22 protein-coding genes are annotated in these 22779 nt (G+C 37.6%); 16 read left to right on the top strand and 6 right to left on the bottom strand.

What is annotated here, in order from left to right:
• The first annotated feature begins 243 nt into the window (after positions 1-243).
• The 3 genes from hmpA to A9970_RS24750 all read left to right on the top strand — a co-directional run bounded on the left by hmpA (position 244) and on the right by A9970_RS24750 (position 4091).
• Positions 244-1446: an NO-inducible flavohemoprotein gene (hmpA, locus tag A9970_RS24760; protein ID WP_220801691.1), complete on the top strand. Its 1203-nt coding sequence runs from the start codon at positions 244-246 to the stop codon at positions 1444-1446.
• Between the two features lie 53 nt (positions 1447-1499).
• On the top strand, positions 1500-2024 hold the full coding sequence (locus A9970_RS24755; protein WP_259655473.1) for an Rrf2 family transcriptional regulator: 525 nt from the start codon (positions 1500-1502) through the stop codon (positions 2022-2024).
• A 1467-nt stretch (positions 2025-3491) separates the two neighbouring features.
• A complete protein-coding gene (locus A9970_RS24750) occupies positions 3492-4091 on the top strand; it encodes a hypothetical protein (RefSeq protein WP_182984074.1) in 600 nt (199 codons plus the stop codon).
• Positions 4092-4252: 161 nt separating this feature from the next.
• On the opposite strand, the gene A9970_RS24745 is transcribed toward A9970_RS24750, so the two are convergent.
• The gene (locus tag A9970_RS24745; protein ID WP_182984073.1) at positions 4253-4732 is read right to left on the bottom strand and encodes an SRPBCC family protein; all 480 of its coding nucleotides are present in this window, start codon (positions 4730-4732) and stop codon (positions 4253-4255) included.
• 115 nt (positions 4733-4847) lie between these two features.
• Here A9970_RS24745 and A9970_RS24740 point away from each other — a divergent pair, with 115 nt between their 5' ends.
• Positions 4848-5348, top strand: coding sequence for a GNAT family N-acetyltransferase (locus tag A9970_RS24740; RefSeq protein WP_182984072.1), 501 nt, complete (start codon positions 4848-4850; stop codon positions 5346-5348).
• Positions 5349-5357: 9 nt separating this feature from the next.
• The gene (locus A9970_RS24735; RefSeq protein WP_182984071.1) at positions 5358-6203 is read left to right on the top strand and encodes a metallophosphoesterase; all 846 of its coding nucleotides are present in this window, start codon (positions 5358-5360) and stop codon (positions 6201-6203) included.
• A 34-nt stretch (positions 6204-6237) separates the two neighbouring features.
• On the opposite strand, the gene A9970_RS24730 is transcribed toward A9970_RS24735, so the two are convergent.
• Positions 6238-6819 carry a TetR/AcrR family transcriptional regulator gene (locus A9970_RS24730; RefSeq protein WP_182984070.1) on the bottom strand — a complete coding sequence of 194 codons (582 nt, stop codon included), beginning with the start codon at positions 6817-6819 and terminating at the stop codon, positions 6238-6240.
• Between the two features lie 61 nt (positions 6820-6880).
• Here A9970_RS24730 and A9970_RS24725 point away from each other — a divergent pair, with 61 nt between their 5' ends.
• Positions 6881-7066 carry a hypothetical protein gene (locus A9970_RS24725; protein WP_075993309.1) on the top strand — a complete coding sequence of 62 codons (186 nt, stop codon included), beginning with the start codon at positions 6881-6883 and terminating at the stop codon, positions 7064-7066.
• 828 nt (positions 7067-7894) lie between these two features.
• Here A9970_RS24725 and A9970_RS24720 read toward each other — a convergent pair.
• Entirely contained in the window at positions 7895-8320 is a 426-nt protein-coding gene (locus A9970_RS24720) for a cold-shock protein (RefSeq protein ID WP_075993311.1), read from the bottom strand.
• A gap of 370 nt (positions 8321-8690) precedes the next feature.
• Here A9970_RS24720 and A9970_RS24715 point away from each other — a divergent pair, with 370 nt between their 5' ends.
• Positions 8691-8972, top strand: coding sequence for a GNAT family N-acetyltransferase (locus tag A9970_RS24715; RefSeq protein WP_153846387.1), 282 nt, complete (start codon positions 8691-8693; stop codon positions 8970-8972).
• Between the two features lie 53 nt (positions 8973-9025).
• Here the strand turns inward: A9970_RS24715 and leuS are convergent, their stop codons facing one another.
• Positions 9026-11809: a leucine--tRNA ligase gene (gene leuS / locus A9970_RS24710; protein WP_182984069.1), complete on the bottom strand. Its 2784-nt coding sequence runs from the start codon at positions 11807-11809 to the stop codon at positions 9026-9028.
• A gap of 218 nt (positions 11810-12027) precedes the next feature.
• Between leuS and A9970_RS24705 the strand changes: the two genes are divergently transcribed.
• From A9970_RS24705 to A9970_RS24685, 5 genes are read left to right on the top strand one after another with little or no spacing between them, the layout of a single operon-like run.
• Positions 12028-12906 carry an ABC transporter permease gene (locus A9970_RS24705; protein WP_159731000.1) on the top strand — a complete coding sequence of 293 codons (879 nt, stop codon included), beginning with the start codon at positions 12028-12030 and terminating at the stop codon, positions 12904-12906.
• Between the two features lie 4 nt (positions 12907-12910).
• Complete coding sequence (locus A9970_RS24700) at positions 12911-13150, top strand: DUF3098 domain-containing protein (RefSeq protein WP_153846390.1); 240 nt, start codon at positions 12911-12913, stop codon at positions 13148-13150.
• 22 nt (positions 13151-13172) lie between these two features.
• Positions 13173-13967, top strand: coding sequence for an undecaprenyl-diphosphate phosphatase (locus A9970_RS24695; protein WP_153846391.1), 795 nt, complete (start codon positions 13173-13175; stop codon positions 13965-13967).
• Between the two features lie 9 nt (positions 13968-13976).
• Positions 13977-14699, top strand: coding sequence for a tRNA pseudouridine(55) synthase TruB (truB, locus tag A9970_RS24690; protein WP_182984068.1), 723 nt, complete (start codon positions 13977-13979; stop codon positions 14697-14699).
• 55 nt (positions 14700-14754) lie between these two features.
• Entirely contained in the window at positions 14755-15729 is a 975-nt protein-coding gene (locus A9970_RS24685) for a bifunctional riboflavin kinase/FAD synthetase (RefSeq protein ID WP_075993316.1), read from the top strand.
• Between the two features lie 93 nt (positions 15730-15822).
• Here A9970_RS24685 and aroQ read toward each other — a convergent pair whose 3' ends face one another.
• A complete protein-coding gene (gene aroQ / locus A9970_RS24680) occupies positions 15823-16242 on the bottom strand; it encodes a type II 3-dehydroquinate dehydratase (RefSeq protein WP_182984067.1) in 420 nt (139 codons plus the stop codon).
• A gap of 277 nt (positions 16243-16519) precedes the next feature.
• Positions 16520-18193, bottom strand: coding sequence for a gliding motility protein RemB (locus A9970_RS24675; RefSeq protein WP_259655472.1), 1674 nt, complete (start codon positions 18191-18193; stop codon positions 16520-16522).
• Positions 18194-18388: 195 nt separating this feature from the next.
• On the opposite strand from A9970_RS24675, the gene A9970_RS24670 reads away from it, so the two are divergent.
• From A9970_RS24670 to A9970_RS24655, 4 genes are all read left to right on the top strand, one after another.
• Positions 18389-19804 carry a glycoside hydrolase family 125 protein gene (locus tag A9970_RS24670; RefSeq protein WP_182984066.1) on the top strand — a complete coding sequence of 472 codons (1416 nt, stop codon included), beginning with the start codon at positions 18389-18391 and terminating at the stop codon, positions 19802-19804.
• A 53-nt stretch (positions 19805-19857) separates the two neighbouring features.
• A complete protein-coding gene (murI, locus tag A9970_RS24665) occupies positions 19858-20682 on the top strand; it encodes a glutamate racemase (RefSeq protein WP_153846395.1) in 825 nt (274 codons plus the stop codon).
• A 70-nt stretch (positions 20683-20752) separates the two neighbouring features.
• Entirely contained in the window at positions 20753-20998 is a 246-nt protein-coding gene (locus A9970_RS24660; protein WP_075993320.1) for a hypothetical protein, read from the top strand.
• A 154-nt stretch (positions 20999-21152) separates the two neighbouring features.
• On the top strand, positions 21153-22406 hold the full coding sequence (locus A9970_RS24655) for a PQQ-dependent sugar dehydrogenase (protein WP_182984065.1): 1254 nt from the start codon (positions 21153-21155) through the stop codon (positions 22404-22406).
• Positions 22407-22779 lie beyond the last annotated feature (373 nt).

The raw sequence follows: 22779 nt of genomic DNA, 5'->3' as shown, positions 1-22779 counted from the left end.
AACTTACAATAGCCAGAGCTGATAATAATACTACCTTTTCAATCGATCAGGTGATGACCAAACAACAGGTAAAAAATAATAAAAGATATTTTTGTCTTTTATTATAAATTTCTATTTTTGTACCCGATAGTCATTTGCAAATGAAGCCTATCAAGGTTTACAAAATTCCTCGTAGCCGAGGTGGATTTTTTTGTTTTTTATTCCGATCAAATAAAAGATAAAAAGGTATTTAAATATTTTATTATGATTACTGAAGCACAAAAAGAGTTAATCAAAGGCACTGTACCGGTTTTAAAAGAACATGGTGTAGCGCTGACCAGTTATTTTTATAAACGTATGTTTGCTCACAATCCTGAGCTTAAACATATCTTCAATATGGGAAACCAACAAAATGCGCGACAACAAACAGCGTTGGCCACGGCAGTGTTGGCCTATGCCGAGCATATCGAGAATCCCGCAGTCCTTCTTTCTGCAGTGAAACATATTGGACAAAAACACAGTAGCCTCAATATTCGTCCGGAGCATTATCAGATTGTTGGCAAGCATCTATTGGCCTCCATTCAAGAAGTATTGGGGGACGCTGCAACAGAAGAACTGATTGAAGCCTGGAAAGTTGCCTATTTTCAATTAGCAGATCTGATGATCGGAGTCGAAAAGGATATGTATGATCAAATGATCCAGAACGACGGCGGATGGACGGGCTGGAAGCCATTCACAATTGTAAAAGTGGTATCTGAGACCGCCGAGATTCAGTCTATTTATCTCAAGCCAACAGATCAAGGAAAACTTCCAAAACATGAGGCAGGCCAGTATGTAAGTGTACGTGTATTTCTTCCCGAATTACACCTGTATCAACCAAGACAATATAGTCTTTCCGATGCGAGCAATGGAGAGTACCTTCGGATTTCGGTAAAAAGAGAAGCTACGGAAGGAAAACCTGACGGCATGGTGAGTAATTATATACATCAATACTTTGAAGTTGGAAAACAACTGGAACTCACAGCACCAACAGGTTCCTTTCAACTTATCGAAAGTGAAAAACCAGATGTATTTATTAGTGGCGGAGTTGGTCAGACCCCATTGATTGCCATGTTAGAGCATTTAGCTGACAAGAAAGAAGACAAACCAATCACTTGGATCCACGGTTGCCGTAACCCTGATTTACATGCTTTTAAAGAAAGAGTAAAAACATTGGAAAATCAACATCAAAACATAACTAGTTTTTCTTTCTATGACGAAGCTCAGGATGCGGATGCCGACGTACTTGTGGGTTGGGTTGATCTCGCTAAAATAGATGCTTCGCATCTTCCACAGGAGGCAAACTATTACCTCTGTGGCCCATCAGGATTTATCAAAAAGCACTTCCAATATTTAACCAATCAGGGTATCAACGCTGAGAACATTCATTTCGAAGAATTTGGTCCAGCATCATTGCAACTAAATTAACTGCACTACCCCACTTCATCAAATAGTCATCCCTAATTTTTAATCATTGGTGGATGGCTATTTTTGATTTTGTACATTTGCAAAAAGCAAAAAAGATTATGGGCATTTTTTCTAAAACATGTGAATATGGACTACGGGCAGTTTTTTTTATCGCACAAAGCTCCCAAGAAAATAAACGCGTGAGCATAAAAGAAATAGCAGAGAGTATCCATTCTCCGGAAGCTTTTCTAGGTAAGATACTGCAGAATCTAAGTCGTGCAGGTATCATTCGATCCATGAAGGGACCTGGTGGTGGATTTTACCTCGACAGGGAAGATATGTCCACTCCACTATCCGAAGTCGTCAAAGCGATCGACGGTGAAAGCCTATTTGTCGGCTGCGGCATGGGGCTTGAATTCTGCTCCGAACAATATCCCTGCCCCTTGCATCACGAGTTCAAAAGCATACGCAATAACCTCTCGGAAATGCTTCAAAAAACAACGGTCGGCCAATTCAATGATGACCTGATTAAAGGGAAAATCCTGTTAACGAAAAGCCATATCTACCCGAATAAAACCACGGGTAATTCCTTGGATTAACAGGCTAAATCTTCAGCTTTTTCCTTCATTTTTTCTATTGAGCATCGTTTTGAAAATAATCCAGAAGACGCAAAATCAACTTTTTCAAAACATAAACTACACATCGACATAATCTACATAAACAAACTGATTAAAAGCAATATAAAAATTACAAAACATTAAAATATATCGCATTTAAGCGTCCCGCTATTCAATTATTCAAATCATTGAAATCCCTTCAAATTACGCGAAATAGGACGACCCAAGACCATTTCTAAACCTGTTATAAGGTCGCTACCAAACTCGATATAACTCCCTGAAAGTAACCCTCACTTTTTATTTAATCCACTCCATTGAACAAGGAAATAGGCTTTTTGTAAGCCTATACCAAGGCAACAATGCTCCTTTTTTGACGCCTTTCCTTTGGGTTAAATCAAAAAAATACGGATCATTTCCTGACTATAACACTATTTTTATACAATTTTACATCTTTTAACATAAAATCAAGAAAAAATACAAATTAATATCTATACAGCAACACATTACATCGATTATATAAATAAAAAAAACACATGTAAAACGGTTTGAAAAGCCTGGTTTTAATAGCGGAAAGGGTGTGGATAAAATTTTATCCACACCCTTTCCGCTATTCATGGATAGCGCCAAAGCGGGCATTCCCTCCAGTGCCGGATACAAAAAAATACAGGAGACCACAATCTTTAAATTCTTCATGTGTATGGTACAGTTCGAGGTCACAGTTCCCGCCATTAACGATGGCCACCTACCAAAAGAACATCCATGCAGCAGAGCGCGCACATGTACTTTGCTATATTTCTCTAGCGCTTCTATCAACATCATGCGAAACGTTTAGACACCCCCAAGCAAGTCCATTTGCAAAGACCACTTCATTAAGAGTAAGCAAACACCGGATTTAACACCATTTTAATTCGATCTAAGACAATATCTCTACACAATCACCCGTTTACTCACAATTTGCATAAAATTGCTTAAAACGAGTAATAATAACCTTTTCGCAAAACTATAGGATGATATAAAAAACTTGTCCGCTACATAGACACGCAACTCCCACCTAAATGGATCTGCGGCGACCAAGACCAACTATCCAAATCACCCGACTTAATTCTAGCCCTCTTTTAATCAATTTAAGACGTCATCTCCGAGTAAAGCACCGTACGGTCGTTTAAGAAAAAGAGAAGCAAAAACAAGCTTAAACAACCTTCACAACATCGCACCAGCACTGGAATTTTATGAGTCAAGATAATCCTTTCGATATATCCAACAGCGTTAAAAACAACAAAACAAATTAATAAGAAGATTTAATACAGTTAAATAAACAGAACAACGTTAAGTAAAGCATTACAAGCAAAACTCCCCAAAGCCGTTAAAGTCCAATTCGCATAGAACAAAACAAACGCTTTTATTATATTTAAGCTTTTCCAACAAACTATAAGTAACAACCCCACAGTAATGAGATCATTCTTAAAAGCAGAACTTATAAAAATCAGGAAAACCCGCAATGTGATAATTGGAGTCTTCCTTGTGTTGTTCGTTTTTTGTTACGGTTTTTTTCTGGCAGCTTTTTTCAAGAAATGGATGGACAGTGAAGACAGGCTGTCGTTTTTTTACAAATCGCTCCCTACCCTATCCTTTCTTTTCGTTTACCTAGGCTTTGCGTTCGGCCTGTTGAGTTGGATAGCTTACATTAAAAACCAAAAATTCATCCATGCACTGCAGCAACTAGACGACGATGATCTTTACATCTACCAACAATATAGCAGACGGCTAGTCCGCATCTTTTCAGCTATTGCCCCTTATCTTTTTTGTGAAAATGAAATTTTATTTTTCCCATTTATCGGAAACAAACAGATCCCAATTAGTCATATCCATCGCATTGAAACAAAAATCATAAGAAACTACCGGGGGCCCAACAGCTATCGCGTCTATTTCTATAATGAATTCAACAAAATCTATCAGGTCACCATGAATCAGAAAGGAGCTTTTGATTTCTTGCAGGAGCAACTTCGGAAGGAAAATCCAACGATAGTTGTTGTTGCTAGAAACCATTAAATACATACGAATTTTCAGATAATTCAGCGAAAAAGCGGAGCATCCCCATATCATCTTTCATTGAACTGCTAAATGTGATCCAGTTGAAAAATTCGCCCCTATGCTTCTCGCTAAAACCAACAGTCGACACCTAGCAACCTATCGTTTACCCCCAAATGAAACTAGACTGGAAGATAGACCTGGAATTCACCCGACTCAGCAACTTCTTTGATCACCTGATTTCTTTCTTCAAGAAAGCGCAGCATGTATCGGGTTAAAAATAGCCATTCTGCAAGCCTTCCCAGAACCCCGAGAGGAGCTTTAAAATTGAACACATCGCGCATTAATACTTTGCCATGTTCCAGTTCCTTGAAAATATGCTGGTGATCCATCGAATGAAACACTCCCTGAGTCATTCGATCTTCGAAAAAATGAGGTTTTTCCATCGCTGTTATCTGCACAGTTAATGTTTGCTTTACTCCAAGATGCCTTGCACGCCAGCGCACATGCTGACCTTCCTCGATTAATCCTGTCGTGACCCCATCAATTGCCTTCTCCCCAGTTTTCTTTGTCGAATACATATGCAGATCAATACTACGTGCCAAGTCAAAAACAACCGATAAAGGAGCTTCTATAATTGTATCTAAAATAAGCTGCGGCATAATACTCTTTTAATATATTTCACACGAATTTCGTAAAATTCAGTAATTTCTTTAGGATCGGACACGAGAATTTTCTAAATTGATTTGCCTTCAGAGTGGCAACTAGACAATAATCATGATAACACTACTTCAATTCGAAAAATCAGATTTCCCGCTTTTTAAGTCATGGATTCAATCAGCAGAGGAACTATTACAGTTTGCAGGACCGTATTTTTCGTTTCCGCTTACCGATTACCAACTTGAAAAATACATTCAAGACCCAAAGCGAAACGCCTTTAAAATAATCGATACAGCAACCAAAGAAATTATCGGCCACTGCGAATTAAGCTTCGAACGGGAAATTCCAAGACTTTGCCGCATCCTAATTGCAAAAAGTTCCGAACGAAATAAAGGTTATGGCAGAAGCACGGTAAATGAACTACTTAAGCTGCTTTTTACTGAAGGCAATTATGAAATAGCCGATTTAAACGTTTATGACTGGAATCACAATGCAATCCGATGTTATGAAGCCGTAGGTTTTCGAATTAACGAAAATATTATTTCGGAAGTAACAATTGGCAACGAAACCTGGAAAAGCCTCAATATGAAGATTAGCAAATCTGACTGGAAAAGTTAATTTAGCGCTATGAAAAATAAGCGAAAATTAAAGCATATAGCAATTTATTTATTCGTATTGGGTGCATTGCTCGGTTTTTACAGCTGGAAAATCGAGCCACATTGGGTAAAATACGAGCAGATCAATCTAACTGTAAAACATTTACCAGAAGCATTGGAAGGAAAGTCATTGATCCAAATCTCGGACATCCATATCGGTAACTATGTGAATAAAGATTTTATAAAAAGAACCTTTCGGGAAATCCGAGCATTAAAGCCCGATATCATGGTATACACCGGTGACTTTGTACGTCTTGTCCAGAATAAAATCCCTTTAGAACAACTCGATGAAGTCATGCAAGATGCCCCAAAAGGCAAACTTCAAACATTGGCAATTCTAGGCAATCATGACTATGGAAAGAATTTTCAGGACAGTGCGGCGGCAGATTCAATCGTTAGCCTACTCAATGGATATTCGATAAAAGTATTGAGAAATGAAAGCGTAATAACCCAAGGATTAAGAATATTCGGTATAGATGACTTTTGGGGAACGAACTTTGACCTTGTAAAGACCATGAAAGACTATGATCAATCTCAAGCCAGTTTAGTTTTATGTCACAATCCGGATGCCGCAGACCTCGACGGCTGGAATGGATACAATGGCTGGATACTGGCAGGACACACGCATGCTGGCCAAGTAAGAATTCCTTTCTGGGGCTCCCCGATTATTCCCGTAAAGAATAAAAACTACGATCAAGGAATCAAGAAAATAAGCGGAGACAGAACATTATATATCAACCGCGGACTGGGACACAGCATTCCCATCAGATTCAACGCCCGACCCGAGGTTACCATTTTCACATTAAGGAAAGAATAACAATCCAAGGATCAATCCAATTTGACCCGTTCCTTTAAACAAGATATGGATAAAAGGCCGTGTGAATCGTCTGTCTATAATCTTCCAGTGGATTTCCATTTTGGTGTGCACCCAAAACAGCATAGCTTGAGCTCCAAAAATCTGAAATGATAAAAAGTTGGCGCACGAACCCCTGTAAATTTACCAAGGGTATATCAGAACGAAACATACCTAACTCAGCGTAATACAAAAATAGAGAGACAAGTTGCTCTTCACGCTGTGCCACCAAATTTCTGTAAGCTTCTGCAATACTGGGGATCCAGTTGCAAATTTCAACAAAATTCTCAAAAATAAACCTGTATTTCGATATCAGCGCATAAGAGCCATCAATAAAACTATCCAGCACCTGGTGAAATGAGCTCGCTTCATGTTCAGATTTCAAAATCATCTTTTCATACTCGTTTTGCAATAATTGGAAAAGTTGAAAAATAATATCCTCGGTATGTTTAAAATGATAATGAAGATTACCGGCACTTATATTCAGTTCCTGAGCAATTTGACGCGTTGTTACCGTACGTATACCATCACGATTGTAAAGCTTCAGCGCACCCACAATAATTTTTTCTTTCGTATTCATGATGCAAAATTAGAACAATTGTTCTAATTTTGCATCATAAACTAAAAATAAGATCATATACATGGAAAAATCAACGGGAAATTGGCTAAAAAGGCAATACATCGAATTAAAACAAACTTTAATCCCAGCTCATCCAAACGACAGTTCTTGGAAGAAATTCGGTAAACAGACTGCTTTCTTTATGTTTTTAACTTTAATGGCATGTGGTGCTATAGCAATGTTAATCGCCGTCTCCTTCGCTCATTAAGTAGGGAGCTGTTTGACGGCTTATTTATCTTCTACTGGTTTTGTTGGTTCTTTATTCGATTTACTCGGACTAATCATTTCCCTATCCCCTTTCTGAACGGATGGCTGACTGATTTCGTTTTTGTACCGATCATTATCCATTGTTCATCTATCGTGGGTAGTTATGTATTCAACAATGGCAGAGCCCATGGTTATCCGCTTTACCAAATATGGATAATTTCATTCTTTACCTCCTTACTTTTTGAATGGATTATGCCTCAATATACCACTTATAATACCGGAGATATTGCTGACGTCGCAGCTTACTTTGCTGGAGGGTTATTTTATTTCTGTTTCCATCAATCCTTCTATATCAAAAAAAATCATCAACTTATACAGGACAGGAACAATAACCAGAAATTTACCCTATAAATTCTTAGAAGACAACTTAGAATCAACAGTATTTAAGGCAAAATATCACAGGACTACAAAGGTACCCCCAGTAGGACCATATAAAAAGTATACAAATCACGTAAAAAGCATACAGATCACATAAAAATTGGATCAGCGACATATTCAAAACAAAGGGGAATTCTAAAAATCGAACTTTTTCTGTAAAGGTAATCGTGAAATTATGCCGGTAGGGAAAAACTCTTTTCGCTATCAAGAGAGCGATTAATGAAAGCGATTTAAAAGCTAAAACTGCAGGAAGCCTCTCTTTTAAAGAATACCATTAGCGGGAAAGCAGGCATTCGGATAAATGTAAAAAACCTTTGTTTGACTCCAAATACCCTGACATCAAACAAAAGGCCTTATAATCATCAATACTCGATTAAGAGTACTTTTTTAGCTAATACTCGATCAAGACTTCAGTGACTTGAGCACCTTGTTTAGCACTTTTAAATTTAAACTTCACTTTCTGATTCAGGTTCAATTTCTGTCCAGCAAGACGGTCATTGAAATAAATAGATTGCTGAGTTTCGTTGTCTCTAATAAACCCATAGTTGGAGTCGTTATTGTAATGGACAACTTTTCCGAAGGAATACTCGTCATGATGATTTGAGGCCATGCTTGGACTCTCCCCTTCTTTCAATTTTATCGCAGGTCTGTCTGAAATATTCCCATGTTCATCAACATAAGCAAACAGTTCTTCCAAAGATTTCCCCTTGTCGTTGTTTGTTTTGTTGAATTCTTTTTTCTCAATTTTTTGTTGTTTTTTGAGTAGTTTCTTTTTTTCTCGTTCTTTTTTGTTAAATGTAATTTGGCTTTTGCTCATTCAATATGGATTAAAATAAATGTTCCCGAGGAGGTTACGGACCTTTAGAGCTTCGTTGAAAAGATAAAAATGCGATGTGTTCTAAGGAGATAATTGCAAAGGTACAAAAAATTCTTTAAAAAAAGGGATGTTGAACGATCCTGCACCAAGTGATTTTAACCTGGAACCGATTCGTTTCTTTGATTTTAAACACCCATGTCCAGTTCATAAGTTATTGTCTAAACCTAGTCGCGTGCAATGGGGCTGATAACAGTCAGTCAACTGAAGCTTACCGATCTTTCAACCTTTTAAACAAGATGTATTCCGATCACAAAATTGAAAAATTCCATAAAACAAAAAGATCATTTGGACGTTATTTTTATAAAAAACTATGGAAATAAGAAACATCGAAAGGGACGAAAGAGGCAATTTTATTGCAGAAGTTGAAAATAATGAAGCCGGAATTTTAGAGTATACCTGGCAAAGCGATCATGAGTTTTCCATTGATCATACAGAAGTCTACGACGAGTATCAGGGAATGAGTGTGGGAAAAAAATTGGTACTGGAGGCTGTTGACTATGCCCGAAAAAATGACGCCAAAATTATCCCAAACTGTCCCTATGCGAAAGCTATCTTCGATAAAACAATAGCTTTTCAAGATGTATTGGCATAAAAAAGCCGTTTTATCCTGTCGATAAAACGGCTTTTTATACTGTATGGAGTGGGTTAAATCACAATATTGATTATTTTTCCTTTGACAAAAATAATCTTTTTGATCGCCTTCCCATCTAAATGCCGTTGTACATCAGCATGTGCTCTAATCGTATCTTCTACAGCTTTTTGATCTAAATCAAGCGCTAATGATAGATTGAATTTCATCTTACCATTGAAAGATACCGGATAAGCAAATTCAGATTCAACTAAATATTCTGGTTTAAACACAGGATATGAAGCGTAAGAAAGTGTACCAGCTTCTTTACCCAATAGCGCCCACAACTCTTCCGTAATATGTGGCGCATACGGTTGAAGAGTGGCAACTAATTGCTCCAATATTTTTCGTTTATTGCATTTCAAGTCCGTCAACTCATTGACGCAGATCATGAAGGCTGAAACTGAAGTATTGAATGAAAAACGCTCAATATCATCTTCTACCTTTTTGATAATTTTATGTAAGGCTTTAAACTCTGCTTTGGATGGATCTTCATCGGAAACACTGAAATTACCCTCAGCATCGTGGAACAGTCGCCATAATTTACGTAAGAACTTATAAACCCCTTCAATACCATTTGTATTCCAAGGCTTAGCCTGCTCCAAAGGCCCCAAAAACATTTCGTATAGACGCAATGTATCTGCTCCATAAGATTCGATAATATCGTCAGGATTGACTACATTGAATTTGGATTTAGACATTTTCTCCACCTCACTACCGCAGATATACTTACCATTTTCCAATACAAATTCAGCATTTGCAAAATCCGGTCTGAAGTTTTTGAATTTTTCCAAATCCAATAGATCATTATGAACAATATTCACGTCTACATGTAAAGGAATAGTTTTGTATTCATTTTTTAATCCATAAGACACAAATTGATTTGTACCTCTCCCTTCGTCATCAAGTACACGATACACAAAATTAGAGCGCCCTTGAATCATGCCTTGATTAATCAATTTGCGGAATGGTTCTTCTTCATTTTGGTAACCCAAATCTTTTAAGAATTTGTTCCAAAAACGCGAATATAATAAGTGCCCTGTAGCATGCTCAGAACCACCGATATATAAATCTACTGCTTTCCAATAATCTACAGCCTCTTTAGATGCAAAATTGCCTTCATTTTTTGGATCCATATATCTAAACCAATACCATGAAGAGCCTGCCCATCCCGGCATCGTGCTCAGTTCATACTCATATTGATCTTCATATTTCCAATCTTTGGCCCTTCCTAAAGGAGGTTCACCTGATTCCGTTGGTAAATATTTATCAACTTCGGGCAATAAGAGCGGTAATTCTTCTTCTTTAATTAAATAAGGTAACCCATTTTTAAAGTAGACAGGAACTGGCTCACCCCAATAACGCTGACGCCCAAAAATAGCATCACGCATACGGAAGTTTATTTTCGCTTTACCTAATTTCAATTCTTCCAATTTAGCAATCAAAGCAGGAACCGCTTCTTGGTAAGTCATACCGTTGATAAAATCGGAATTGATGTATTTTCCTTCTTTATTTGGATCAGCTTCTTCTTCAATATTTTGGGTATCCGAAATAGGAATAATAGGAAGAGCGAAATGTTTAGCGAATACATAGTCACGTTGATCGCCACTAGGAACCGCCATAACAGCCCCTGTTCCATAACCAGCAAGTACATAATCTGCGATCCAAATCTGTACATCTTGTCCAGAAATTGGATGTTTAGCGTAAGAACCTGTAAAAGCACCTGAGACTGTTTTTGTATCGGCCATGCGATCTAATTCAGACTTTTTCGAAGTTTTCTCGATATAGGCATCTACTTCAGCTTGCTGCTCAGGGGTGGTCAATGCTGTAACCAATTCATGTTCTGGAGCCAAAACGACAAATGAAACACCATATATAGTATCTACACGTGTCGTAAACACTTCAATTGCTGTATCGAATTGTGGTACTGGAAATTTCACGGAAGCACCCACCGATTTTCCGATCCAGTTACGCTGCATTTCAACCAAAGGTTCTGGCCAATCAATTGTATCCAAACCTTTCAATAAACGATCCGCATAAGCAGTAATACGCATAGACCACTGCATCATCTTCTTTTGCTCTACAGGATAACCACCGCGTTCAGAGACACCGTTGATTACCTCGTCATTCGCTAATACTGTACCTAAAGCAGCACACCAGTTTACTGTACTTTCACGCAAATAAGCAATCCGATATTTCAACAATTCCCGTTGTTGTTTTTCTTCATCAAAAGATTTCCACTCGTCAGCGCTGAATTCCAAGACATCTTCATCTGAAACTGCTGAAATGCCAGTTGAACCACTTACAACAAACCTCGCGATTAATGTTTCGATCGGTTCAGCTTTATCTGATTCCTTATTATACCAAGAATCAAACAATCTCATAAAAATCCACTGTGTCCATTTGTAATACGACGGATCAGAAGTACGTACTTCTCTACTCCAATCATAAGAGAACCCAATGTTATCCATTTGCTCACGATACCGATTGATATTTACCTCAGTCGTCACTGCAGGATGCTGACCAGTTTGAATGGCATATTGCTCTGCAGGAAGCCCAAAAGAATCATATCCCATCGGATGCAATACATTGAAACCTTTCAAACGTTTATATCTTGAAAAGATGTCCGAAGCAATATATCCCAGCGGGTGACCAACGTGCAGACCCGCTCCGGAAGGATAAGGAAACATATCCAATACATAGTATTTTGGCTTTTGATGCGTATCGGACGTTTTATACGTTTGATGATCCGCCCAAAACTTCTGCCACTTTTTCTCTAATGATTTGTGATTATACTCCATTTTTATTCGTAAGGAATTTTTATGACTTGCGAAATTACGATTTTAATACTGAAATGTGATAAAAGTTTTGTAGTTTGAACAATAAATTATAGTATTGAAAAGTTAATTAAACATAGGAAGAAAACAGCCTTCGAATTGATTTTTATCAAAGTAATTATAAGATTAATTCGAAATCTTCCACTCAAATAGTTACTTTCGCAAATAAATTTTTGCTTATTATGTCAGAATACGAATTAAGCACACAAAAAAGAAAAACAAAATCTGTATACGTATCTACGGTTATCAGTATCGCTCTCGTGTTGCTGGTAACAGGTATGTTGGGATTACTCTTGGTGCACGCTAAAAATCTTTCGAAATACGTTAAGGAAAATATCGTCTTAAATGTCATCGTAAATGATGGTACAAGCGAAGGTGATGTCCTTTCTCTACAAAAAGACCTTGAAAAAGATCCCTACGTGCTTCGCACCGAATATATTAGTAAGGAATTGGCTGCAAAAAACTTGAAAGAAGATCTTGGTGAAGATTTCGTACAATATCTGGGGCATAACCCGCTATTGCCTTCTTTGGATGTTTACATGAAAGAGAATTATGCCAATACAGATAGCATTAAAACTTTTATTGAAAAGATCTCCAAAAACAATAAAATTAAAGAAGTTGTATACCAAGAGTCATTAATTGACATGATCAACAAAAACGTACGCATCATTGGAATGATTGTTCTGGCTTTTGCGGTTATCCTATTGATTATCGCCGTAGCTTTAATCAACAATACGATACGTCTTGCGATCTATTCACAACGTTTCTTAATCAAAAGTATGCAATTGATTGGGGCTACTAAAAACTTTATTCGTAAACCATTTATAACGTATGGTATCATTCATGGTTTACTGGGATCTTTGATCGCGATTTTACTCCTCATTTTAACGCTAAAATTTGCACAGCAGCAAATACCAGAGCTGGTCTTTTTACGCAACTGGTTCGAATTTGCGGTGATCTTTTTAGGCGTAATCTTGATTGGAATTCTCATTTCGGGACTTAGCACCTATTTCGCAGTAACAAAATATTTAAAGGCACAATCTAACGATTTATACAGATAAAAAAATGGCTCAAATAAAGAAATCTACTGAATCAGTCAACAAAGGTTCATTTGTATTCTCCAAAGTAAACTACCAACTGTTTATAGCTAGCTTAATTGTTGTAATCATTGGCTTTACATTGATGTCTGGTGAAACTGATATCTATAGTTTTACCAAGATTACCTTGGCCCCTATTGTTGTTGTTCTCGGGTTTGCGCTAGGGTTCGCTGCAATTCTATACCGCCCCAAAAACAAATCCAACTAAAGTATAATCTTATTTCAAACAGATGTCTATTATTGAAGCTATCATCCTTGCTATCATCGAAGGATTAACGGAGTTTTTGCCTGTGTCTTCGACAGGCCATATGATTATTGCTACTGCCTTAATGGGTATTCAACCATCGGCATTTGTTAAATTATTTACGATTGTCATCCAGTTAGGAACGATATTATCCGTTCTGGTACTATACTACAAACGTTTTTTCAAAACGCTATCATTTTACTACAAATTGGTCATTGCAGCTATTCCAGCCTCTATATTGGGCTTGCTATTCAACGATTATATTGATGCATTATTAGAGAGTCCCTTAATGGTCGCAGTTATGTTGGTGGTCGGTGGCGTAGTTTTACTTTTCGTCGACAAATGGTTTAACAAACCAACAGTAGAAGATTCGGACAATGTTTCTTACAAACAAGCTTTTATGATCGGTGTATATCAATGTCTTGCATTGATCCCGGGTACATCAAGATCCGCAAGTACGATCATTGGAGGTATGGCCGAAAAGCTAACACGTAAAGCAGCAGCCGAATTTTCCTTTTTCCTTGCGTTACCAATGATGTTTGGCGCTTCTGCGGTAAAACTTTTGAAATTTTTTAAAGAGGGAAACACCTTCACGGGAGAAGAACTCAATTTACTTATTATAGGAAATCTAATTGGTTTCGTTGTTGCAATCGTTGCTATTAAGTCTTTTATTGGCTTTTTAACCAAATATGGTTTTAAAGCTTTTGGTTGGTACCGAATCATCGTGGGTGTTATCATTCTTACCCTCCTACTTTCGGGTCATAGTTTACAAATTATCTAAAATCTTTGGATGGAAAATATAGAGGTTAGTGAAAACTCAGCAAAGTTCAATTTTGCTGAAGGAGAAATGTTGTTGATCGATAAACCTTTAACATGGACAAGTTTTGACGTTGTTGGTAAAGTTAGAAACTCAATCAAACCGTTAAAATTAAAAGTCGGTCATGCAGGAACTTTAGATCCACTTGCGACCGGTCTACTCATTGTGTGCACCGGCAAACTCACAAAGAAAATAGACAGCTACCAAGCCGAAGACAAAGAATATACGGGTTCGATCACCTTAGGAGCGACAACGCCATCTTATGATCTGGAAACAGAAATTGACCAAACCTTTTCAATCGATCATATCACAGAGGAAATGATCCTCGAAGCAGCAAAATCCTTTGAGGGTGAAATTCAGCAATTTCCTCCAGCCCATTCAGCCATAAAAATTAATGGTGAACGCGTCTATGAAAAGGCCCGTCGTGGCGAAGAGGTGGAAATAAAATCCCGCCAGGTGCGCATCAATAGCTTTCTTATTGAAAAGATCGAGCTCCCCAACGTGTATTTTCGTATATCCTGTTCAAAAGGAACCTACATCAGATCATTGGCCTACGATTTTGGAAAATTCTTACAGAGTGGATCACATCTGAGTTCTTTGAGACGCACCAAAAGTGGCGATTATAGGGTAGAAAATGCCTGGAATCTTGAACAACTTATCGCTGAAATAAAACGTCATAAAGAAATCATTAAATAACTTTACCATCCCATTTTATTGATTCTTTATCTTATTTTTGCAAAAACTCCTATAAATGAAAATCTACAGAAGTTTAGATGATTTCTCACCAGTTGAAAATGCAGTTGTAACCATCGGTACTTTCGATGGTGTTCATATTGGCCATCAAAAAATATTGGCTCACTTAAAGGAAGCAGCTCATAAAATTAATGGTGAGACAATTTTGCTTACTTTTTTTCCACATCCACGATTGATTATCAATCCAGATGATGATAGTTTACGCCTAATCAACGATATCGAAGAAAAGGTCAGTCAATTAAGCAAAGTGGGAATTGACCACTTAATTATCATTCCTTTTTCCCGTGATTTTTCAAATCAGACTCCGGAAGAATATATTAGTAATGTTCTTGTAGGCAAATTGGGTACAAAGAAGATTGTGATAGGTTATGATCACCATTTTGGAAAAGATCGAAAGGGTACTATGGGCGATTTAGAGCAGTTTGCATCTATATTTGACTACAGCGTTGACGAAATTCCAGAGCAGGATATCAATGATATTGCAGTATCCTCCACACGAGTACGTGAAGCGCTTATAAAGGGCGATATAAGAACGGCTAATCTTTATTTAGGTTATCCTTTCGAATTAACGGGAACTGTTATTAGAGGCGACCAAATTGGGCGTACAATCGGATTTCCGACAGCAAACCTGCAGGTTCACGAACCCCATAAACTAATACCAGCCTATGGTATTTATGCTGTTGAGGTATACATCTATAATCATATCCAAAACATCACTACGGGCGAGTATAAAGAGGAAAATCCGGTTTCAATTGCGAAAGGTATGGGCTATATAGGGACCAGACCCACTGTTGATGGAATGAATCGTGCGATTGAAATCAGCCTATTCGATTTCGATCAGGATATTTACGGCAAGACACTACGTGTGAAGTTCCTTCATTTTATCCGACATGATGAACGGTTTGACTCGCTTGAAGAAATGAAAGCTCAGATCAAAGCAGACGAAGTCGAAATCAGAAGTCTTATTGGTTAGAACAAGTAAGTCTGTTAGTTATAAAATAAAAAAGCGGGAATTCCCGCTTTTTTATTTTATAGCTATTTTTTCTCTTCCTTGCAAAAGAAGATATTATTTAATAAACGCCTCGACACCCAATCTGTAGCTATCCAGTCCAAAACCACAGATCACCCCTTTACAATTCTTTGCCAGAAACGAATGATGGCGAAATTCCTCTCTTTGATGGACATTGCTTATGTGAACTTCAATAACGGGTGTTGTAACTGCCGCAATTGCATCTCCAATAGCAACAGATGTATGCGTATACGCTCCAGCATTCAACACAATTCCATCAAATTCAAAACCAACTTCGTGGATCTTATCGATTAACCCTCCTTCTGAATTGCTTTGAAAATAGTGCAATTGTACCATTTCAAACTGTTGTTTAAGCTCTTCAAAGTAGCTAAGGAAATCCTGGCTACCATAAATCGATTTCTCTCTTACACCCAACAAATTCAAATTTGGGCCATTCAGTATGAGGATTTTTTTCATCGGAATATAATTATTTTTGTGCATGCCCATTGGATAAATGACCTAACTCATGCAATTATTCAGTTTAAATCGACCGTTTTAAAGTCATGACAAATCATAAATAGGGATCGTCAACCATCGGATATTTTATGCTGGCTGTATCAAAGCTGTCTTCCCTATCTTGTCAATTTGTCGTGAGCCCTCGTTTTAAAAACAAACTATATTGGTTTTTACAGCGTTTATGGCCAAATCAATATAGTTTGTCTTATTTCAGCTATAGATCAGTTTATAAAAATCTCTATAAATCGTTATAAATTGCTCGGAAACTTGAGCGAAGTCCAAATGACACAACACCGGACTTATTGACTACAGGTGTTTCGTATTGTGCTTTTGCGTAACGTTGGGTATAACCGAGTTCTAAGCGAAGGTTATACTTCGGGTTGAGCACATAAGCTGCTTTCGCATCCGCATAATAGATATTGTTCTTTATTCCTTGCGCTATATGATTTCCGTACATATTCGGTATTGTATTGTAGGACTGAAAGATGTCCCCCCCCATATTACTACCATCAGGGAGATCCAATCCATTTTGGCTGAACATACCCTGTAACGAAAAGTCCCATCTATCCCAAGCATAGTTCACAATCCCAACGAGCTCTCTAAAGTTTGCCCCTTTCGGATGAGCCAATGGTTCGGCATTGTTGCTATAGTTTGAATACGATTTAAAGTGCGCGTAAGTATAAGGTCTGGCGGTATTATATTCAGCTAAAAAGTTTAAATTCTTAACGCCAAATACATCATATCCCCTTACGCCAAGTTGTGCGCCCCATTTGTTGTGCGCATAGCCGTTACCTGCGAAGAATTCTTTTGCTGTAAATTCACCCAACAAAAACTGTCCATACGCAGTCAATCTATAAGGTAATTTATATTTGGAGGTCAATCCTAAAAACATTTTATCGGGTGAAGTACGATTATTACTTTCAACAGGCCGGATAAAGATAATTGGACTAATATAACTAAAATCAAAACCTCTTTTACCAGCTTCATCTTGAGCAGCCCAAACGACAGATTGAAAAAAGCCTATCGATAATTTATTCGTCACATTCCAATCCAAATATTGGAATGCCCCCCATTTTTTTCCGTCTCCTAAACGTGTATTATTCTGCCCTTCCATCGGAGTTGTACCCGTCAAATCCTGTCTAGGATGCGTCGGATCATTCATATAGGCCCATATCGAAGTATATTGAACATTCCCTATGGTCCCGGTCAATTTCAGATGTGCATAATTTGAGGAAAAGTCCGATAAAAGCATCGATCGATAGCCATCCCCGATAAAGTTTTTGTCGTAAGCCAAAGTTGCCTGGATATACTTATGGGCATCATAAGTCATACTAGCTGTCGCATACATCCAGTCCATTTTATTCTTGGACTGAAATTTGGTGTTTCCTTGACCCGGAATAACTTTATGCGCAACAATATAATCATCTAGGTATTTCGGAAAGACCGCCTGACTTTCAAATGCGGAAGTATTGAATGTAAATTTATTTCCTACATTCAATCCCACCTGAAATCCTCTACCGTTCATCCATGTACGGCGCTTGTCGCCCTGCATGTCCTTTCCAATATAAAGATCCGGTAGAAAATCAGCATAAAATGTGTAATCGTCTTTCTCAACCTGCACAAGATGTTCATTAAAAATTTTGCGCATAAACCAATTGGACGAGGAAACGGGTTTATTGGATTGTATTGAATCAAACTTGGCTAACAATAAAGAGTCTTTAATGACGAATGGTTTAGCAGAAGTATGCATCCTCGTTTCAGTAGAATAAACCGCATCGTTCATTTTTTGATAAAAATGATATGAATAAGGCTGACTCTTAATCTGGGCAAAACCTCCGAAGGAAATACCTACTCCCATACCTGCCAGCACAATTCGGAGTAAATTATTATTTTTTGTTATATTAAGCCTCATAAAATTATTTCAAAGATTATTTTTTCTAGCAAAATGCATTCCTAAACGCAAATTAACCGAATAAAATTGACTTTATTCATATGTTCAGTCAATTTTATCATGCTAAATCGTATTTGCTGTTCCTTTTATTCAAAAATATTTATATCTTGCATTTCAGTAAATAACCTTAAATCATAAAAAATAGCCCTAATAAGCATGAAACGCAGAACATTTATCCAAAACGCAACCCTGTTAACCGCAGGTGCACTTACAAGCAAATTTTCATTTGCTCAGGAACATTCTTTTCCCACTGTTCGGACAGCTAAAGAGAAAAGACTTTTCTCGAGCAAGGTAATCGAAGATGCAATTGTAGAATTTCAGAAAAATGTTAAAAATAAGGAACTGGCTTGGTTATTTAACAACTGCTTTCCTAATACCTTAGATACTACCGTATTTCCCTATGTCCAAAACGGAAGGAATTACACGTATGTGATTACAGGAGATATCGATGCGATGTGGTTACGCGACAGTAGTGCGCAGGTATGGCCATACCTGCCGTTTATGAAAAAAGACAAAAAACTGCAGGATCTTATTGTTGGCTTAATTCAAAAACAGAGCAAATGCATCAATATTGATCCTTATGCCAATGCATTTTATAACGATCCAACAAAGAAAGGCGAATGGTTCAGTGACCACACAAACATGAAACCTGGAATTCATGAACGAAAATGGGAAATCGATTCATTGTGTTATCCAATTCGATTAGCTTATCATTATTGGAAGGAAACGAGTGACAGTAGCCCATTTAATGATGAATGGTTGGAAGCTCAACATAAAATATATCAGACTTTCGTTGAGCAACAACGTAAAGATAGCCTAGGCCCATATAAATTTGAACGAACAACCTCCAGGGGCTCCGATACATTACAGGTAGATGGCTATGGATATCCTGTAAATCCAGTTGGTTTGATCTGCTCTAGTTTTCGACCTTCGGACGATTCTACAATTTTCTCATTTCTTATTCCATCCAATTTATTTGCGATTGTTAGTCTGAGGCAGTCTGCCGAAATTTTGAAAAAGGTTAAAAATGAACATGAACTCGCTGCAAAAATGGAAGCACTTGCGAACGAGGTCGAAACAGCAGTCAATAAATATGGTATCATCGACCACCCGACGCTGGGCCGGATTTACGCATTTGAAGTAGACGGTTTTTCGAGCCATCTTATGATGGATGACGCGAATATTCCTAGTTTGTTAGCTCTACCTTATTTAGGAGCTGTAGATCTAAATAACGAAGTTTATCAACGTACGCGTAACTTTGTTTTGTCTGATAAAAATCCATTCTTTTTTAAGGGAACAGCAGCAGAAGGCATTGGTGGACCTCACATAGGAAGAGATATGATCTGGCCGATGTCCATTATTATGCGGGCGCAGACCTCAACAAATGATGATGAGATTCGTAATTGTATTAAAACCCTGGTCAATACACATGGTGGAACCGGATTTATGCATGAGTCTTTTCATAAAAACGATCCTAAAAAGTTCACAAGACATTGGTTTGCTTGGACAAATACATTATTTGGCGAATTAATTTGGAAAATATACAAAGAGAAACCATCTTTGCTTCAATAAATCTGAAACTTGTAACACAATGTTATAAGTGAAAGAACTTATAACATTGTGTTATGGATAATTTAACAACACCCGGTCCTATTGGTATTTTTGATTCTGGTTATGGAGGACTCTCCGTATTTAAAGAAATTCAACAACTTTTACCTCAATACGATTATATCTATTTAGGCGATAACGCCCGTGTTCCATACGGTACAAGATCCTTTGAGACCGTTTATAATTACACCAAACAATGTGTTTTTAAATTATTTGACCTGGGCTGTAATCTCGTTATTCTGGCATGTAATACGGCTTCTGCAAAAGCATTAAGGACTATTCAACAACATGATCTTCCGCCTGGAAAGAAAGTCCTTGGCGTCATTAGACCCACGACCGAAATCGTACACAATTTTACGAAAACTAACAAGATCGGTATTTTAGCCACTACAGGAACGGTAAAATCTGAATCCTATAAAATAGAAATACACAAATTCAATCCAGAAATTGAGGTTTTTCAGCACGACTGCCCTTTTTGGGTCCCTTTGGTAGAAAACAACGAAATCAATACCGAGGGCGCTCATTACTTTGTAGAAAAAGATTTACGGGAACTTTTACAGCAATCCGATCAGATCGACACCATCGTGCTTGCCTGTACCCACTATCCGCTATTGCTGCCCGTAATCAAAAAATATACACCAAGTAATATAAAGATCATCTCCCAGGGACCTATTGTTGCCAATAGCTTAAAAGAATATCTAGGTAGACACCAGGAAATTGAAACACTTTGTTCTCAAAATGGCCAACTGGCCTTTTATACAACAGATGATCCGAGAGACTTTGAAAGTAAAGCAAAAATATTTTTTGGACAGCCGATAGCCGCAAGCCATATCAGTGTTTAAGAAATAAAAGGCAATAATTTTTAAAACTTTTACTTCCAAATTTTCGTTATTCTGATAAAAGGCGAGTAAAATGAAAAAGAACTTTATAACCATTGCTTATAATCAGGATACACAGCACTGCGAATCCAAAGAGTTTTCAAACATACAGGAAAGTGCAGATTATTTTAAGACTTTCGAGACCTCTGCACAACCCAACTACGTTCCCGTATGTATTTACAATTTAAATACAAACACAATTCTAGATATAAGTGATTATTATATAAACAACGATATTGAGCTCCACCGAATCGTAAGAAACTGTCTGGCGGGAAAATAACTCCTATAATACTTAAAAACAAATTAGCGGACTAGCATTCCCCTTTCTTATTAGTATGAGTTATATATTTATATTATTACATTCTGAAAAATAATATTTCATTAATTTTTAATATCTTCAAGCAGATAATCAGACCAAAAACAAGTCACAGATAATGAAAACCAAACTGACAATAAGCCTCTTAACAGTATCTTTAGGATTAACAGCATGTAATTCCAACCATGCGAATTCAAATTCAAGTTCGGATAGCAGTGCAAATTCTGCAACTGATACAACAAGTTATCCTCCCGTAGAAACACAAAAGGCAAACACAAATTATAAACCAGCATTTGCTGGACAAACCAGAATTAAAGGTGCAAAGACGAGCACGCCATTCGAAGGTAAAGTAATTGCCGAGGGATTAAAATCTCCTTGGGGTATCACTCCGCTACCTGATGGTCGATTATTAATCTCAGAAAAAGAAGGTGATTTTCGCATTGCAACGGCAGACGGCAAATTAAGTGAACCAATTAAAGGTTTACCTCAAGTCAATAGCAGTGGACAAGGTGGGCTTTTGGGATTACGTCTTGATCCAAAATTCGAGTCAAACCGTATGATATATTGGGTTTTCTCTGATAATACCGCTGCTGGAACTTTGACGGCCGTTGCAAAAGGAAAGCTCTCAGCCGATGAGAAATCAATAGAAGGCGCTAAAGTTATCTATCAGGCTACTCCTGCTCATAAAGGGAATCTGCATTATGGTGGACGAATTATCTTTGATAAAGAAGGCAACATTATTTTGAGTACGGGTGAAAGATCTGATTTGGCCACACGACCATTGGCACAAGATCTGAATGCAGCATTGGGCAAGATCCTACGTATCACCACTGATGGACAGCCTGCCCCTGGGAATCCATTTATAGGCAAGGCAAATGCACGTCCAGAAATTTACAGTTATGGACATCGTAATCCACAGGGACTTGCCTTACATCCTGAAACTGGCGATCTTTGGGAAACCGAATTTGGTCCACGGGGCGGCGACGAGTTGAACAGAATTGAAGCTGGCAAGAATTATGGATGGCCTACGATTACGTATGGTATAGAATATAAAGGAGATAAGGTTGGTGCGGGCATACAACAAAAAGACGGTCTGGAACAACCCGTCTATTATTGGGATCCTGTTCTCTCGCCTAGTGGAATTACATTCTATACCGGACAGAATATTCCAGAATGGAAGAATAATCTTTTTATTTGCGGTCTAAGCAGTATGCACATTGCCAGAATTATACTGAAGGACAACAAAGTGGTTGGAGAAGAACGTCTACTAGGTAGTGAAGGGCAACGATTTAGAGATATCACGCAAGGAAAAGATGGTGCGCTTTACGCAATCACAGATATCGGTAAATTATATAAAATTGATAAAAAATAAATACTTCGATTCGACGCAGCCCCTCTCAAATGGGCTGCGTTTTATGTTGACCTAGTCCTAAAAAACACACTTTCAACTATTTTTTATTGACCTTATTTGCTATATTTCTTTTCGAACATGACAAGCCCTATAGTTTGGCTCGATTATTGATCACTTATTAGCGAATCAATAAATTATTATATGGTAAAAAAAGAAAAAATGAAAAAACTATTAGAAATTAATCCCTTGTCATTCTACATGACCAACTGGGGATTCGTAAACAACACCGCCCCAAAAAGAACGCGCAAAACCTGCCAACCTTCTCCCAAAAATTAAGCGTTCTTGCTTAAACAATTCAATTAAAATTTATTAAAATCATCTGCTGATATCCTCC

It is taken from the genome of Sphingobacterium sp. UME9 (assembly GCF_014170215.1).
GTDB lineage: Bacteria > Bacteroidota > Bacteroidia > Sphingobacteriales > Sphingobacteriaceae > Sphingobacterium > Sphingobacterium paramultivorum.
The sequence above is the reverse complement of the archived record's forward strand: the minus strand, read 5'-3'. Positions and strand labels throughout refer to the sequence as shown.

What these genes read in the sequence shown, in the direction of transcription:
- leuS (WP_182984069.1), bottom strand. Translation starts at nt 11,809, where the DNA reads ATGGAGTATAATCACAAATCATTAGAGAAAAAGTGGCAGAAGTTTTGG.
- A9970_RS24700 (WP_153846390.1), top strand. Translation starts at nt 12,911, where the DNA reads ATGGCTCAAATAAAGAAATCTACTGAATCAGTCAACAAAGGTTCATTT.
- A9970_RS24695 (WP_153846391.1), top strand. Translation starts at nt 13,173, where the DNA reads ATGTCTATTATTGAAGCTATCATCCTTGCTATCATCGAAGGATTAACG.
- A9970_RS24725 (WP_075993309.1), top strand. Translation starts at nt 6,881, where the DNA reads ATGGAAAAATCAACGGGAAATTGGCTAAAAAGGCAATACATCGAATTA.
- A9970_RS24670 (WP_182984066.1), top strand. Translation starts at nt 18,389, where the DNA reads ATGAAACGCAGAACATTTATCCAAAACGCAACCCTGTTAACCGCAGGT.
- A9970_RS24755 (WP_259655473.1), top strand. Translation starts at nt 1,500, where the DNA reads ATGGCTATTTTTGATTTTGTACATTTGCAAAAAGCAAAAAAGATTATG.
- A9970_RS24740 (WP_182984072.1), top strand. Translation starts at nt 4,848, where the DNA reads ATGATAACACTACTTCAATTCGAAAAATCAGATTTCCCGCTTTTTAAG.
- A9970_RS24720 (WP_075993311.1), bottom strand. Translation starts at nt 8,320, where the DNA reads ATGAGCAAAAGCCAAATTACATTTAACAAAAAAGAACGAGAAAAAAAG.
- A9970_RS24715 (WP_153846387.1), top strand. Translation starts at nt 8,691, where the DNA reads ATGGAAATAAGAAACATCGAAAGGGACGAAAGAGGCAATTTTATTGCA.
- A9970_RS24675 (WP_259655472.1), bottom strand. Translation starts at nt 18,193, where the DNA reads ATGAGGCTTAATATAACAAAAAATAATAATTTACTCCGAATTGTGCTG.
- A9970_RS24705 (WP_159731000.1), top strand. Translation starts at nt 12,028, where the DNA reads ATGTCAGAATACGAATTAAGCACACAAAAAAGAAAAACAAAATCTGTA.
- A9970_RS24685 (WP_075993316.1), top strand. Translation starts at nt 14,755, where the DNA reads ATGAAAATCTACAGAAGTTTAGATGATTTCTCACCAGTTGAAAATGCA.
- A9970_RS24735 (WP_182984071.1), top strand. Translation starts at nt 5,358, where the DNA reads ATGAAAAATAAGCGAAAATTAAAGCATATAGCAATTTATTTATTCGTA.
- hmpA (WP_220801691.1), top strand. Translation starts at nt 244, where the DNA reads ATGATTACTGAAGCACAAAAAGAGTTAATCAAAGGCACTGTACCGGTT.
- A9970_RS24660 (WP_075993320.1), top strand. Translation starts at nt 20,753, where the DNA reads ATGAAAAAGAACTTTATAACCATTGCTTATAATCAGGATACACAGCAC.
- truB (WP_182984068.1), top strand. Translation starts at nt 13,977, where the DNA reads ATGGAAAATATAGAGGTTAGTGAAAACTCAGCAAAGTTCAATTTTGCT.
- A9970_RS24745 (WP_182984073.1), bottom strand. Translation starts at nt 4,732, where the DNA reads ATGCCGCAGCTTATTTTAGATACAATTATAGAAGCTCCTTTATCGGTT.
- aroQ (WP_182984067.1), bottom strand. Translation starts at nt 16,242, where the DNA reads ATGAAAAAAATCCTCATACTGAATGGCCCAAATTTGAATTTGTTGGGT.
- A9970_RS24655 (WP_182984065.1), top strand. Translation starts at nt 21,153, where the DNA reads ATGAAAACCAAACTGACAATAAGCCTCTTAACAGTATCTTTAGGATTA.
- murI (WP_153846395.1), top strand. Translation starts at nt 19,858, where the DNA reads ATGGATAATTTAACAACACCCGGTCCTATTGGTATTTTTGATTCTGGT.
- A9970_RS24730 (WP_182984070.1), bottom strand. Translation starts at nt 6,819, where the DNA reads ATGAATACGAAAGAAAAAATTATTGTGGGTGCGCTGAAGCTTTACAAT.
- A9970_RS24750 (WP_182984074.1), top strand. Translation starts at nt 3,492, where the DNA reads ATGAGATCATTCTTAAAAGCAGAACTTATAAAAATCAGGAAAACCCGC.